At 50.5% G+C, this 14959-nt stretch carries 9 protein-coding genes; 2 read left to right on the forward strand and 7 right to left on the reverse strand.

Going from position 1 to position 14959, the window contains the following annotated elements; genetic code table 11:
- Positions 1–100: 100 nt before the first annotated feature.
- Positions 101–3253 (forward strand): efflux RND transporter permease subunit, encoded by a 3153-nt coding sequence (locus KVT36_RS28745; protein WP_217606885.1) that lies wholly within the window; start codon positions 101–103, stop codon positions 3251–3253.
- Positions 3250–4593 (forward strand): TolC family protein, encoded by a 1344-nt coding sequence (locus tag KVT36_RS28750; protein ID WP_217606886.1) that lies wholly within the window; start codon positions 3250–3252, stop codon positions 4591–4593. The genes KVT36_RS28745 and KVT36_RS28750 overlap by 4 nt, the downstream gene beginning before the upstream one ends.
- 167 nt (positions 4594–4760) lie before the next feature.
- On the opposite strand, the gene araA is transcribed toward KVT36_RS28750, so the two are convergent.
- The 7 genes from araA to KVT36_RS28785 form a co-directional block, all read right to left on the reverse strand.
- Positions 4761–6263, reverse strand: coding sequence for an L-arabinose isomerase (gene araA / locus KVT36_RS28755; RefSeq protein ID WP_217606887.1), 1503 nt, complete (start codon positions 6261–6263; stop codon positions 4761–4763).
- A gap of 73 nt (positions 6264–6336) precedes the next feature.
- Positions 6337–7047: an L-ribulose-5-phosphate 4-epimerase gene (locus KVT36_RS28760; RefSeq protein ID WP_217606888.1), complete on the reverse strand. Its 711-nt coding sequence runs from the start codon at positions 7045–7047 to the stop codon at positions 6337–6339.
- Positions 7044–8690, reverse strand: coding sequence for a ribulokinase (locus tag KVT36_RS28765; protein WP_217606889.1), 1647 nt, complete (start codon positions 8688–8690; stop codon positions 7044–7046). The genes KVT36_RS28760 and KVT36_RS28765 overlap by 4 nt, the downstream gene beginning before the upstream one ends.
- A gap of 201 nt (positions 8691–8891) precedes the next feature.
- Positions 8892–9596: an NUDIX domain-containing protein gene (locus KVT36_RS28770; protein ID WP_217606890.1), complete on the reverse strand. Its 705-nt coding sequence runs from the start codon at positions 9594–9596 to the stop codon at positions 8892–8894.
- Between the two features lie 247 nt (positions 9597–9843).
- Complete coding sequence (locus tag KVT36_RS28775; protein WP_217606891.1) at positions 9844–10491, reverse strand: HAD family phosphatase; 648 nt, start codon at positions 10489–10491, stop codon at positions 9844–9846.
- 78 nt (positions 10492–10569) lie between these two features.
- The gene (locus tag KVT36_RS28780) at positions 10570–11712 is read right to left on the reverse strand and encodes an efflux RND transporter periplasmic adaptor subunit (RefSeq protein WP_217606892.1); all 1143 of its coding nucleotides are present in this window, start codon (positions 11710–11712) and stop codon (positions 10570–10572) included.
- Position 11713: 1 nt separating this feature from the next.
- Positions 11714–14959: CusA/CzcA family heavy metal efflux RND transporter (locus tag KVT36_RS28785; RefSeq protein WP_217606893.1), on the reverse strand; the 3246-nt coding region annotated here is incomplete at its 5' end.

Raw genomic sequence — 14959 nt, forward strand, 5'->3', positions numbered from 1 at the left:
AGTGATGTGTTGAAAGGCGGAATAATATTACAGTAGCATCAAACATATTGCGTCTTTCATCCTTCACCCCTCTCTCATTTATTTCTAACAACTTTTTTTTATGAGTGCTATTTCACAAATGAGCATCTCCAGGCCCGTATTGGCCGGGGTGATGTCAGTACTGCTTATACTTTTTGGTATAGTAGGTTATAGTTTCCTGGGCACACGGGAATACCCGGTAACAGATTCTCCCATCGTAACAGTTACCACCGTGTACCCCGGCGCCAGCGCGGATATTATTGCCTCGCAGGTAACCAAACCGCTGGAAGAGGCTATTGCGGAAGCCAACGGTATCCGCGCTATGTCGTCCGTATCACGCGAACAGGTTAGTGTTATTACCGTAGAATTTAACCTGAACGCCGACCTGGAAGCAGCCGCCAATGATGTGCGGGATAAGGTTTCCAAATCAAGGCAGCAGCTGCCTACGGATATAGAGCCCACCATAGTGGAAAAATCCGGACCGCCGGAGTTCCTGGTGTTCCTGACCGTAAAAAGCGCTACCAAAAGCCTGGAGGACATTACAGACTTTGTAAACATTAACATTAAGGAACGTTTACAATCCATTCCCGGGGTACGCCTGGTGGATTCCTATGCAGGCCGCAAACGTTCCATGCGCTTACGTATGGACCCAGTGAAGCTGGCAGCATACGGACTAACGCCTACGGATATACAAACGGCGCTGCAGCGTGAGAACGTGGACCTGCCCAGCGGCCGTATTGAGGGACAAAACACGGAAGTAACGCTACGTACACAGGGAAGATTAGTGACGGAAGCGGATTTCAATAATATGATCATTAGCCAGAAGGATGGCGCCATCGTAAGGTTCCAGGATGTAGGTACAGCAGTAATGTCATCACAGAATGAACGCACGGCGATGATAGAAGTGGAAGGCAAAACAGCGCTGTACGGGGTAGGTACCGGTGTACAGCCGCAGCGTGGCGCCAACTCCCTGGCTATTGTGGATGAGTTTAAAAAACGTTTTGAGGAGATTGTAAAATCAGCGCCCAAAGAATACCAGATCTCTTTAGGTAAAGATTTTACCGTGCCGGTGCGTAACTCCTTATCAGAAGTAGAGGAAACGTTAATGATTGCTTTTGGGCTGGTGACGCTGATCATCTTCATTTTCCTGCGCGATTGGCGCAGCACCATTATTCCCATTGTAGCTATCCCGGTATCCATCATCTCCGCGTTCTTTATTATGTACGTGGGTAACTTCTCCATCAACGTATTAACCCTGTTAGGATTGGTGCTGGCCATTGGCCTGGGGGAGGATGATGCCATTGGGGTGCTGGAGAATATTTACAGTAAGGTAGAACAGGGTATGCACCCCATGGAGGCCGCACGCACGGGTTCCAATGAAATATATTTTGCGGTGATCTCCACTACCATTACGCTGGCAGCCGTGTTCCTTCCCATCTTATTCTTAGGTGGTATCACCGGCCGTTTGTTCAAGGAGTTTGCAATAGTGGTAGCAGGTTCCGTGTTAGTGTCGGCATTTGTGGCGTTAACCTTATCGCCCATGATGAGCGCTTACCTGCTGAAAGCCGGCGCCACGCATGGCTGGTTATACCGCAAAACAGAACCATGGTTCGTTGGTTTGAACAACGGGTACGAACGTTCGCTGCGTTTCTTTTTCCGTTATCGCTGGACTGGTTTTGGATTGCTGCTGCTGTCATTTGCCATTGCATATGTGCTGGCGCCCAAGCTGCCATCTGAACTGGCGCCGCTGGAAGACCGCTCTATGATAGGCCTGGCAGTGATTGCACCGGAAGGTACTTCCTATGAAAGTATGGAAGCAACCATGAAAGAGATCAGCAACTACATAGCGGATTCTATCCCGGACCTGAACAACAGCCGCACCTATGCCGGTATTGCAGCCAGCATAGGTACCCTGGCGCAGCCCGTGAACGGTGGCTTCCAATGGATATTCCTGGAAGATCCGAAAGACCGTAAAAGCGGCCTGTCGCAGGCGCAGGTGTACCAGAAACTGATGGGCGCTGTAGGGCGTTTCCGCAATGTATTATGTATTCCCATACAGATCCCTACTATTGGCGGTTTTGCTACTACACAGCCGGTGCAGTATGTTATTAAAGCGCCGGACCTGCAGCAGCTGGTGAACATTATGCCCAAGCTGATGGGCGAAGTATATCAAAGCAAAAAGCTCAGCTTCCAGGATCCTGACTTTAAAGTGAACCGCCCGGAGATCAGTATTTCCATTGACCGGCAACGGGCCGCCCAGTTAGGCATCTCTACCCAGGAAATTGGCCGTACGCTGCAGCTGGCGCTGAGTGGCCGCCGTTACGGATATTTTATTTATAACGACCGGCAGTATGAGGTGATCGGGCAGCTGGACCGTAAAGAAAGGTCCACACCGGAGAACCTGCGCTCCCTGTTTGTAAAAGCCGCTAACAACGACATGGTATCGCTGGATAACCTGGTGTCTTTGAAAGAAGGCATCAGCCCTCCCGCTATTTACCGTTACAACCAGTCATATGCGGTAACCATTTCCGCTACACCGCCGCCTGGTGTTAGTCTGGGCCAGGCTATCAAGGAGCTGGATGGTATTACCGCAAAGGTATTGCCCAAAGGTTTCTCCACGGACCTGGCGGGCCAAAGCCGCGATTATGCGGAAAGCAGCTCCAGCCTGTTCTTTGCCTTCATCTTTGCCATCATTCTTATTCACCTGGTGGTGGCCGCGCAGTTTGGAAGGTTGATAGCTCCCGTCATCATCCTGTTAACGGTGCCTATGGCTGTAACCGGCGCATTACTGAGCCTGTGGCTCACCGGGCAGTCTATCAACATCTTCAGTGAGATCGGTATCATTATGCTTATAGGTTTGATCACGAAGAACGGGACCCTGATCGTGGAGTTTGCCAACCATAACAAACAGGCCGGGCAAACAGTAAGGGAAGCAGTGCTGAATGCCGCGGTATCCAGGTTCCGCCCCATTTTAATCACCACGCTGGCCATGATCTTTGGCGCATTGCCCATTGCACTGTCGCTGGGTAACTCCTCCGGCAGCCGTACCTCGCTGGGTATTGTGGTAGTGGGTGGATTGATCTTCGCCGGTGTGCTTACCTTGTATGTGATCCCCTCTGTTTATTCATATTTCTCCCGGCCCGCTAAACCAGCGCTACGGGATGTTAACGGGGCTGCCGGGTTAGCGCATGCTGGCGGCCACCCTGTTGCTGTACATACAAACGAAACATTATGACAAGTAGAACATTTTTTCCATATAGTATTTTATTATCGGCCGGGCTATTCCTGTACAGTGCTACCGTTCACGCACAAACGATCTCTTTATCGTTACAGGATGCAGTGTCTATGGCTATTAAGAATAACCGCCAGCTAAAGGCGGCCAACATTGATATCAGCGTGGCGCAGGAACAGCGGAAAGTGGCGCGCAGTCTGTCCCTGCCCTCTGCGGGTATAGGTGCGCAGTACGCACATTATTTTGACCTGCCGGTGTTCTTTGGCTTAGGGGAAACGAATGACAAGGATAAAGTTCCCTACAGCCGTTTTGGCGGGCGCGATCAGTTCTCTGCCGCGCTCTCTGCCTCCTACCCGGTATACAATCCGGCTGCAAGGCCCTCCCGGCGCGAAGCGCAGCTGCAGGAAAAAGCCAGCCGCAGCAGCTATGCCACTAAAGAAATAGATGTAAGCGCTGCTGTAAAACGCACTTACCTGGGCATACTGGTGCTGAACCAACGGTTAAAGCTGCAGTATGAAAGCCTGCAGCGTAATAAAAAAGCCCTGCAGGATGCCAGCTCCTTACTGGCGCAAGGCCGGGCTTTGCGGGTAGACACGCTGCGTGCATACACCACCGTTAAAAACCTGGAGCCCGATATTCTGCGGCTGAACAAAGCCATTGAAGTAGGCAAGCTGCAGCTTACCACGCTCATAGGCATTGACTCCCTGCAGGAAGTGAACCTTACAGACTCCCTGCTGCGGCACCCGGAAGCTATTGTGATACCGCAGGAAACCGCGGTGTATGAGGAGGCAAAAGCCAACCGCCCGGACCTTCAGCAGCTGAACATTAACCGGCAGATCAGTGAGCAGGGCATTGCCCTGGCCAAAGCAAGACGCTTACCCGTAGTGTCTTTGGTAGGCCAGTACCAGCTGCAAACACAGGCGCGTAAGTTTGATTTTACCAATGCCTCCTGGCCCGCAGCCTCTTTTGCAGGTGCACAGGTATCTGTACCCTTATTCAGCGGCAGCAGCAACCTGGCTAAGATCAGGCAGGCCAAGCTGTCCTATGAGCAATCCGGCATTGAGATCACGGATGCTTATGAGCAGCTGAAAACAGAAGTGCGGCAGGTGGTAGCCAACTTACAGGAAACTTCTGAAAGAATGCAAACGCAGCAACAGGTGCAAACCACTGCGGGTGAGAGCTATACAATTGTGCAATACCGCTATCAGAAAGGCGTAACAACAAGACTGGAATTAACGGATGCGGAACTGGCCTTAACCACGGCCCAGCTGAACTACCTGGAGGCGGTATATGATTACCTCTCTGCCAGGATTGAGCTGGACCGCACTACCGGCAAGCAGTAACAGCGGTTCTATTTGTTTAGTGTTTTTTAAATGTACAAAGGCCGGATTCTTCCGGCTTTTGCTACAATTGCCATATCTACCCCCATAAAAAAAAGGCCGGAAGAATCCGGCCTTTTGTTATTCCACGTCATCAATGGCTGATGGTTAATCAGCAACTAATTTTATGTTTATCGTTTATTGATCTGATAAAATACTTCGTTCCAACGCAGCTCATTCCTGAACTGGTACAGTTTTGTTTCTTTGTCGATACGCACATATTCAATACCGGCCATGTCTGCAAAGTCCTGCATATGCGCAGCGGTTAAGTGCTGGCTGTAGCAGGTATGGTGTGCGCCGCCGGCCTGGATCCAGGCTGCGCAGGCGGTGCTCATATCCGGCAGGGGCTTCCACAGCACCCGTGCTACAGGCAGCTTGGGCAGCTCATGCTGCGGTTTTACGGCTTCCACTTCATTTACCAGCAGGCGGAAGCGGTTACCCATATCAATTACGGAGGCATTAATGGCGGGGCCTTCAGCTACATTAAATACAAGTCTCACGGGGTCAGCCTTTCCACCAATACCTAAGGGATGCACTTCACAGGAAGGTTTGCCGTTAGCAATGGAGGCACATATTTCCAGCATGTGCGCGCCTAATACTAAACGGTTATCCGGGTCAAAGTGGTATGTATAGTCCTCCATAAAAGAGGTACCACCCGGCAGGCCGCTGCCCATTACTTTCATGGCGCGCACCAGGGCCGATGTTTCCCAGACGCCTTCACCGCCAAAGCCGTAACCATCTGCCATCAGGCGCTGCACGGCTATACCGGGCAGCTGGTCAAGACCATGCAGGTCCTCAAAGGTATCAGTAAATCCTTTAAAATTACCTTCTTCCAGGAAAGCACGCAAGCCTAATTCTATTCTTGCTGCAGTTTGTAAAGAAGCATGCTGATCGCCGCCTTTACGAAGGGAGGCTGCCAGCTGGTAGCTTTGTTCGTATTCAGCCGTCAAGCGGGCTATTTCCGCATCGCTTACCGCTTTTACTTTAGCTACTACATCCCCTATCCCATAACCGTTTACGGAGTAACCGAACTGCAGCTCAGCTTCTACCTTATCACCTTCAGTAACAGCTACCTGGCGCATATTATCGCCAATACGGGCAAAACGGGCGCCCTGCCAGTCGTACCAGCCGGCAGCGGCGCGCAGCCAGGTACCTATTTCTTCCTGTACAGTGTTTTCCTGCCAGTGGCCTACTACCACCTTGCGGTTCATGCGCATGCGCGACATCATAAAACCAAACTCTCTGTCGCCATGGGCCGACTGGTTCAGGTTCATGAAGTCCATATCTATTTGCGCCCAGGGAATATCGCGGTTAAACTGGGTATGCAGGTGCAGCAAGGGACGTTGTAATACTTTGAGGCCGCCTATCCACATTTTAGCGGGCGAGAAAGTGTGCATCCATGCAATGATGCCTATACAATTAGCCGTGGTATTGGCTTCCTGACATACACGGTATATTTCATCCGGGGTTTTTACCACGGGTTTAAATACAATACGAACAGGAATGCTGGCTGCGCCATCCAGTGACTTGGCAATAGTTTGCGCATGTTCTGCTACCTGTTTTAATGTTTCTTCTCCATACAGGTGCTGGCTGCCGGTAATGAACCAAACCTCGAAATTCTTTAAGTTTATCATGAATGAAGCTTTTTTAATTATGAATTAGGCTTAACGCTGAATGCTTAATGCTGAACGCGAATGCAGCGGAGAATTATTCCTCTTGTCCGTAGTAGGCGTCTGGTCCGTGCTTACGTTCAAAGTGTTTGCGGATCAGCGTATCCTTTAAGCGCGGGGCCTGCGGGTTGGCCTGTTCTGTTAACAGGGCCATGCGGGCCACCTCTTCCAGTACAGCAGCGTTATACACGGCTTTATCTGCATTCTTACCCCAGGTAAAGGGAGCATGATTGCCTACCAGGATCATTTCCACCTCTTCATAGGATAAATTTTTATCCTTAAAGCAGTTCATGATCTGGAAGCCGGTTTCGTATTCATAGTTCCCTTTGATCATGTCATCATCCATGGGCGGTGCGCAGGGAACATCTACAGTCAGGTGATCGGCATGCGTGGTACCAAAGATGGGAATATCACGCTGCGCCTGTGCCCAGGCTGTAGCGTAGGTGGAGTGCGTATGCACAATACCGCCTATTTTTTCCCAGTGTTTGTACAACACGGCATGTGTTTTAGTATCAGATGAGGGACGGTGTTTACCTTCTACTACGTTGGCATCAAAGTCCACTATCACGATCTGTTTTGGCTTTAACAGCTCATAGGGCACACCGCTGGGTTTAATGGCAAACACACCTTTTTCGCGATCCACCACGCTCACATTCCCGAAGGTGAACAGCACAAGCCCTAAACGGGGCAGCGCCATATTGGCTTCATAAGCCTGTTCCTTAATGGATTTATACGGATTGTTGCTCATGCATAAAATTTTTCGGTGAAGGCTCCCAGCTCCATGAACTTCGTATACCGGTTAGCGTAATACTTTACTTTTTCCGGCTGTGGGTGCCAGGTATGTTCAAAACCGGATGACATAGCTTCCTGCGCAGCGGTTACATTTGGGTAAATGCCGGCGCAAACAGCGGCAAACATGGCAGCGCCTAATGCGCAGGCATGCTCACTGCGTACTATTTTAATGGGACGGTCCAGCACATCGGCCAGCACCTGCATGGCATATCCTGACTTTTTGGATACACCGCCCAGGGCAAGCACTTCGTGAATGGGCACGCCTTCCTTTACAAAACGTTCTACAATGCTGCGGGCGCCAAAGGCAGTAGCTTCTACCAGGGCGCGGAACATTTGCACTGCATCTATACCCAGGTGCAGGCCTACTACGGCGCTGGTTACGGTATGGTTGGCATCCGGCGTACGGCGGCCGTTGAACCAATCAAGCGCCAGCGGATCATTTGGCGTTAAGGGCAGCTGCTGCGCCTGTTCTGCCAAATATGCCAGCAGCTTGCTTTCTGCCATGGCCAGCTGTTCTTCCTCGTCCTTCATGATGGCGTATAAGGGCTGCATGATGAAGCGGCGCAGCCAGGCATATACGTCGCCGTAGGCGGATTGGCCGGCTTCCAGCCCTAACATGCCGGGCACCACGGAACCATCTACCTGCCCGCAAATACCTTTTACAAACAGGTGGCCGGCTTCTTCCAGGGGCGCCATTAATATATCGCAGGTGCTGGTGCCAATTACGCGGCATAATGCATAGGGCTGTATGCCAGCTCCCACAGCGCCCATGTGTGCATCAAAGGCGCCGGTACCTATCACCGTATCTGCCGGGATACCCAGGCGTGCGGCCCACTCTGCGCTGATGGCGCCGGCGGGTACCGTAGCCACTACGGTATCTGTAAACATTTTATCGTATTTGCCTAACAGCGGGTCCAGCTTTTGCAGAAAGCTGCCGGGAGGTAAACCTTCCCAGGCTGCATGCCACATGGCTTTGTGGCCGGCGGCGCAGCGTCCGCGTTGTAAGGTAGCTACCTGGTTATTGCCGGTAAGCACCGCGGGGATCCAGTCGCAATGTTCTACCCAGGAAACGGCTTTTTCGCGCACGGCTGCATCTGTTCTTATCACATGCAGGATCTTAGCCCAGAACCATTCGCTGCTGTAAATGCCACCGCAGTATTTCGTATAATCCGTGCCGTTAGCGCGGGCTACTTCGTTTATCAGGGCAGCTTCTTCATTGGCGGTATGATCTTTCCATAATACAAACATGGCATTGGGGTTCTCCTCAAAGCCGGGTAATAATGCCAGGGGGGTACCCTGCGCATCTACGGCTACGGGGGTAGAGCCGGTGGTATCTACAGAAATACCTTTTACCAGCTGAGCGGTACCGGCGGGGCATTGCTGTAAGGCAGCCTTAATGCTCTGCTCCAGGCCTTCCAGGTAATCCAGCGGGTGCTGCCGGTATTGCTGCAGGGCAGCATCGCAGTACAGACCCTGTTTCCAGCGGGGATAATAATGCACTGCGCTGCCGGCCTCCTGCCCCGTCCGGGCATTTACCACCAGTGCGCGTACAGAATCGGTTCCAAAATCCACCCCTATTACAAAAACATCATTTTTCATAACACCAGATTAAACTGTGCTTTTATTGTCGTAGTGACATTTATTAAAAAGAACAAAAAAATTAAGAACGCAAAAAGGCATAAAGGCTTATACCTATCCTACCCTTTTTTAGGGTGGCAATTACGAATGACGTGGCAAATTAGCCATAAATAACTGGTGATACCGTTTTCATAACGCCCGGTTATACGGGTACTCCATCCATTATTTCAAATTGCCCGGATCAGCCACAAAGTTGAGGAACGCGTGGAATTTGGCGCTGTACTTTCTTTTGTCCAGCTTATAATAGAACGCACCTCTTTTGGAACTGGCTCTTTCCTTGTCTTTCTGTTTTACCAGCAAGCCGGTAGACAATACCTTCCTGCTAAAATTACGCTTGTCGAACACGGTATCATATACTGCCTCATACAGGATCTGTAACTGTGGAATCGTAAACTTCTGGGGTAATAGCTCAAACAGGATGGGGTGAATGGCTGCCTTGTACCTTAATCTTGCCTGGGCCTGCGAAACCATTTCTACATGGTCAAAGATCAGCTTCGGCAATTTCTTCAGGGAGATCCATTCTGCGCGGTATTCCTCGCTTAGCTGCTGCTTATAGGTGTTAATGTCTATCAGCGCAAAATAAGCTACAGAAATGGTGCGCTCCATCATGTCGCGGGTGGGGCTGCCAAAGGCCATCAGCTGCTCCATGTACACTCCTTCCAGGCCGGTAAGCACTTTCAGGGTACGTGAGGCGGCTTCCTCAAAGCCTTCATCCGGCTGTACAAAACCTCCCATCAGGCTCCATTTGCCCTTCTCCGGCTCAAACCCACGTTTTATTACCAACAATTTCAGGTCCTGCCCGTCAAATCCAAAAATAATACAGTCTATGGCTACCAGCATTCTAGTTTGCCGGGAATAACGTGTCATACACCCAGGTGTTTAGTTTATGCTAATATATATCACCCGGCTCATATTCTATAAACAACTGCTAAAAAACCATCAGACCGGTAGTTTTTTGCCTCCGGGGGGTTAAACCGGCCTTTTGCCTGTCTATTTCCTTTTGCAAGATATACAATTAAATGTCATCTATACAATTAATTTTAAAGGTAAGCAAAAGGTGGTTAAAATCATATGCGCAACGGTTAAAATGTAAGCGGAACACAACCGTAGCTGCTTATAGCGCATCCACATCCAGCGTGGTATAATCATCTGCAAAGGCAATGATGTTGGAATAACCCTCAAACTCCTCACGGGTGTGCATAGTGGTTAGCACTACACAGCGCATGCCGGCATTGGCGGCGGCTTCTACTCCTTTGGGCGCATCTTCAAACACAATACAATCCGCAGGCTGCACACCTATGAGGCGGGCGGCCAGTAAAAAGGTTTCCGGGTGCGGCTTGCTGATCTGCACACTTTCTGCGCTTACAATTGCCTTAAAGTAGTGGCGCAGGTTCAGGTTATCCAGCACAAAATCCACGTTAAAAGTAATGGCGGCTGAACCAATGGCCATGGGAATACCCTGCTGGTAAGCCTTTTCCAGGAAGGCCGGTAAACCGGCTATAAGCTCCAGGTGCGGCTTATAGGTTTGCTGGTAACGCCTTTCCTTTTCTACGGAAAGCTCCGCCATCTCGTCGGCAGTAAACCGTTCTTTCCCGAATATGCGGATCAGCAGCTCATCGTTCTTACCATACATCTGTTTTTTTACGGCTTCCCGTTCCAGGCTGGCTCCCAGGTCCTCCGTGAGTATCTTATACCAGGCGTCTAAATGATAGCCCATATCGTTGATCATGGTGCCGTTCATGTCGAAAAGAAATGCTTTCATAGCGCAAAAATAAAAAAAACGCTGAACGCTGAATGCTTAATGCTGAACGCTGCCTTTAGCGGATGGGAGGATATTTTGTTACTCCTCTTCTTCACTGATGTTCTTCAGCTGCATTAACAGGGAGTACGCGCCTTTGGTTACAAAGGCCTGCCGGCCTATGTTCTCATCCCCTGAAATGATGGCTACCAGGCCTTCTGCGTGCGCGCCGGTTTTCACGGGCTGCATTTCAAAGATGCGCTGATCCTTTTGTACAAAAACATATTGCTGATTCTGGTAACGTACAATAGCTTCTTCCGGTAGGGCCCAGGCAGTATCTGCGGTGGTTTCTATGGTGGCGTTCATGAAGGTGCCGGGTATCAGGGTGCGGTCATAATCTTCAAAATGGCAGTGCACCTGCACACTCCTGTCCGGCTCTACATCCTGGCCTACCAGGATGATCTTACAGCGGTACTTTTTAGCCGGGTTGCCATTGGTATAGGCCAGCACTTCCTGGCCTATGGCCAGCTTGTTGATGTCTTTTTCAAATACGGTAAGGCCCAGGTGTATATCGTCCGGGTTCACGATCTCGAACAGCACATCCGGCGGGTTCACATATTTGCCTATGTTCACATTCACTTTGGTTACAAAACCATTAATAGGCGCGTAAATATTTACCTGCCGTGAAATAGAACTTTCATTCAGGCGGGCGGCGTTCACCCCTATGAGCTTTAACTTTTCATCCAGCCCCCGTAACAGGATCTGCTGGCTTTTATACTCTGCTTCTGTTTGCTGGAACAGCTTATCGCTGCTGGCTTTACTCTGGTTCAGCGCCTGCTGGCGGGCGTATTCCTTTTCCAGGAAACCCAGGCGGGCTTTGGAGGTCAGGTAATCCTGCTGCAGCTGAATAAACTGCTGATCTTCCAGCACGCCAATAATATCACCTTTGTTCACATGCATACCGGGCAGCAGGTTGGTGGATTTTAAATATCCGCCTAGTGGAAAGCTTACGCTCACTATGTTCTGCGGCGGCACATCAATTTTACCGCTTACCCGCAGCTCTTCGGCCATGTGGTGTTTTTCCGGCCGGGCAGTAACAATGCCTGCGTTCTTAAACTGTGCATCTGTTAACTGTACCAGGTTACCGGCTGTTTCCTGCGGCACTTTATCCTCTGTTGCTTTCTTTTGCCCGCAGGCTGCCAGCAGGAATGTTAAAGCCCATATATACCGTTGTGTATTCTTCATCTTATCTGTTCATTAAAGCATTGATGTTAATAATAGCGCTGTTCAGGTTATTCAACGCATCTATATATTCATTGCGGATACCTGCTGCCTGGTTGGTAAGCAGCACCCATTCCAGGTAGTTGATCTCCCCGTTCAGGAACTGGTCATTGGCGCCCTGTATGATGGTATCTGCACTCTGCAGGCCGGTATCCTCAAAATAAGACACGGCCTGTAAGGCTTTGTGGTACTGCTTCAGCGCCTGGTCGTACTGCGACTGCAGGTTTTGCACCCCGGCCTGGTAATTGTTCTCCGCCAGTGTTTGATTGATCTTTTGTGCACTGATCCTGGCTTTTTGCGCGCCAAAAAAAATGGGGATGCCTATGCCTACCTGTACAGACTGAAAGCGTGTGCCGGCTGAATAATACTTATCATCTGCCCCGGTACCTTTAATGCTGGTATTGTTATAGGCCACTAAAAGATCCGGCAGCAGCCGGGCCTTTTCCACGCCGTATTGCATAGCGCTGATCTGTTGCTGCTGCGCCAGCAGCTGCAGGTAAGGATGCTGTAACAGGCCGGTAGTATCTGTAATAACAGGTAATTCCATTTTTAAGGGGACCCGTTCCGGTTCCACATCTGCAGCGGTGTTCAGCAGCAGCTTTAGCCTGGATTGCAGGATGCTGTAATCCTGCGATACCTGGTTGAGCTGCAGGCCTGCCTGCCCGCGCTGAGCCGTAGCCGTAGCTTTTTCCACTATATTACTTTCTCCCAGCTTCAGGCGCAGAGTGGCCTTGTCCAGGAAGGCTGCATACAGACTGTCTATATACCGCAACAGCTGCTGCTTTTGCCGCAGGTACAACATATTGTAGTATACCGTGGTCACCTGTTGCCGCAGCTCTTTTTCCTTTACAGCGGCGTTCAGCACCCCACCCTTCCATTCTGCATCCAGCAGGGCTTTTTGCCTGGTGTAAATGGCGGGGAACTTCATACTCTGGGAAATAGTGAATTTTGTATCGTTGTAGGCGCTGTTAATTTGTCCATAATCGCCGGTGAGCATGGTTTGCGCCACATCCCAGCCGCTGCCTTTAAGTTTTTGCAGATAGTCTGCCTGCAGCTTATCGGTACGCAGGCTGCGGTTGTTCTTCACAGCGGTATCAATGGCTGCCTGTAAAGAGATGGGGGTTTGCGCCTGTGCAGCCGGTAAACACAACAGTAGTAAGGGCAGTAGTACTGCTGCTACCGCCGCTTTGGGCGGGCGTAGATGCGGGCTTTTTTCAAACAACAGGTACAAAGCCGGCAGCACAAACAGCGTGAGGAAAGTGGCTACCAGCAAGCCGCCTATTACCACGGTGGCCAAAGGCCGCTGCACTTCTGCACCGGCGCCATTGCTTAATGCCATGGGTAAAAAGCCCAGGGAGGCCACAGAGGCCGTCATTAATACCGGCCGCAAACGCATTTTAGTGCCTTGTAAGATCAGCTGTTTTACATCTGTAATACCGGTTGCTTTTAAACGGTTGAACTCTGCTATTAATACAATACCATTTAATACGGCTACGCCAAATAATGCAATAAAACCAACGCCGGCAGAAATGCTGAAAGGCATGCCCCGTATGGCCAGCGCCAGTATACCGCCAATCGCAGATAAGGGGATGGCGGAGTAAATGAGCAGCCCTTGCTTAAACGAGTGAAAGGCCAGGTACAGCATAAATAAAATGAGCAGCAATGCCACTGGAACGGCAACGTATAAACGTTGTTTGGCCGCCTGCAGGTTTTCAAATGCTCCGCCATAGGCAACATGATAACCGGGTGGTAAGGTAATGCGCTGTTGTACTTTTTGCTGTAACTCTTCCACAATGCTCTGCACATCGCGCCCGCGCACGTTAAACCCTACTATAATGCGGCGCTGCGCATCTTCCCGCTGGATCTGGTTAGGGCCTTCCTCTATACTTACCACCGCTACCTGGCTTAAAGGCACCTGGGTGCCGGTGGCTGTTGGTATCAGCAGCTGCTGTACATCCGTTACACCTGTACGTTGGGTACCGCTTACACGCACTACCAGGTCAAAACGTTTTTCCCCTTCATATACTAATCCGCTGCTTTGCCCTGCAAATGCGGCATTCACGGTTTTATTAATGTCGCTGATGTTAAGACCATATTGCGCAATGGCATCCCGGTTATAGCGGATCACGATCTGCTGCATGCCGGTGGCCTGCTCTACGTAAAGCGCCTGCGTACCTTTAATAGTTTGCACAATGCCGCCCAATTTGCCGGCCATGCGGGCCAGCGTATCCAGATCCTCACCATAGATCTTACATACCACATCCTGGCGGGCGCCGGTCATCAGCTCATTAATACGCATCTGTACCGGGTACTGGAAGCCAAAAGTAACGCCGGGCACATCTTGCAGGGCCTTACTCATTTTGTCTGCCAGCTCATTGAATGTTTTGGCAGAGGTCCATTCCTTTTTATCTTTCAGGATCACCATCATATCGCTGGCATCCAGTGGCATGGGATCTACAGGGATCTCACTGCTGCCGGTTTTACTTACCACTTTTTGCACTTCCGGGAATTTTTCCAGTAATATTTTACTGCCCTGGGAAACTGCGTTCACGGAAGTATTAAGGTTACTGCCGGTGAGCACGCGGGTTTCTACTGCAAAATCCCCTTCTTCCAGCTGGGGAATAAACTCGCCCCCCATGCTGCTCAATACTATCAAAGCCAGCACCAGCAAGCCTGCGGCGGCAGCTATCAGCATCTTAGGATATTGTATTGCCCTGCCCAATATACGCTGGTAACGGGTGCTGAGCTTATCCATCATCCTGTCTGACCAGCTTTCCTTAGCAGGTATTTTTTTACTCAGGAACAGGGCGCTCATCATGGGCACATATGTTAATGATAACAGGAAAGCGCCTATTAATGCAAAGGTTACGGTTTGCGCCATGGGTTTAAACATTTTGCCCTCAATGCCGGATAATGCAAATACCGGCAGGTATACAATGAGGATGATCAGCTCCCCGAACACGGCGGCATTCAGCATTCTGCCGGATGTTTCCTGTACCAGGCCGTCCATTTCCCCTTGTGTGAGCCTTACCTTATCAGAGTGATGCAGCCGGTACATACAGCCTTCTACTATGATCAGGGTGCCATCTACAATAAGGCCAAAGTCCAGCGCACCCAGGCTCATAAGGTTGCCGCTTACGTTAAAGATGTTCATGAGTATTACGGCTATGAGCATGGATAAGGGACTCACTGATGCCACCAGTAAACCTGC

Source organism: Chitinophaga sp. GbtcB8 (genome assembly GCF_019091455.1).
GTDB lineage: Bacteria > Bacteroidota > Bacteroidia > Chitinophagales > Chitinophagaceae > Chitinophaga.

What these genes read in the sequence shown, in the direction of transcription:
- KVT36_RS28745 (WP_217606885.1), top strand. Translation starts at nt 101, where the DNA reads ATGAGTGCTATTTCACAAATGAGCATCTCCAGGCCCGTATTGGCCGGG.
- KVT36_RS28750 (WP_217606886.1), top strand. Translation starts at nt 3,250, where the DNA reads ATGACAAGTAGAACATTTTTTCCATATAGTATTTTATTATCGGCCGGG.
- araA (WP_217606887.1), bottom strand. Translation starts at nt 6,263, where the DNA reads ATGATAAACTTAAAGAATTTCGAGGTTTGGTTCATTACCGGCAGCCAG.
- KVT36_RS28760 (WP_217606888.1), bottom strand. Translation starts at nt 7,047, where the DNA reads ATGAGCAACAATCCGTATAAATCCATTAAGGAACAGGCTTATGAAGCC.
- KVT36_RS28765 (WP_217606889.1), bottom strand. Translation starts at nt 8,690, where the DNA reads ATGAAAAATGATGTTTTTGTAATAGGGGTGGATTTTGGAACCGATTCT.
- KVT36_RS28770 (WP_217606890.1), bottom strand. Translation starts at nt 9,596, where the DNA reads ATGACACGTTATTCCCGGCAAACTAGAATGCTGGTAGCCATAGACTGT.
- KVT36_RS28775 (WP_217606891.1), bottom strand. Translation starts at nt 10,491, where the DNA reads ATGAAAGCATTTCTTTTCGACATGAACGGCACCATGATCAACGATATG.
- KVT36_RS28780 (WP_217606892.1), bottom strand. Translation starts at nt 11,712, where the DNA reads ATGAAGAATACACAACGGTATATATGGGCTTTAACATTCCTGCTGGCA.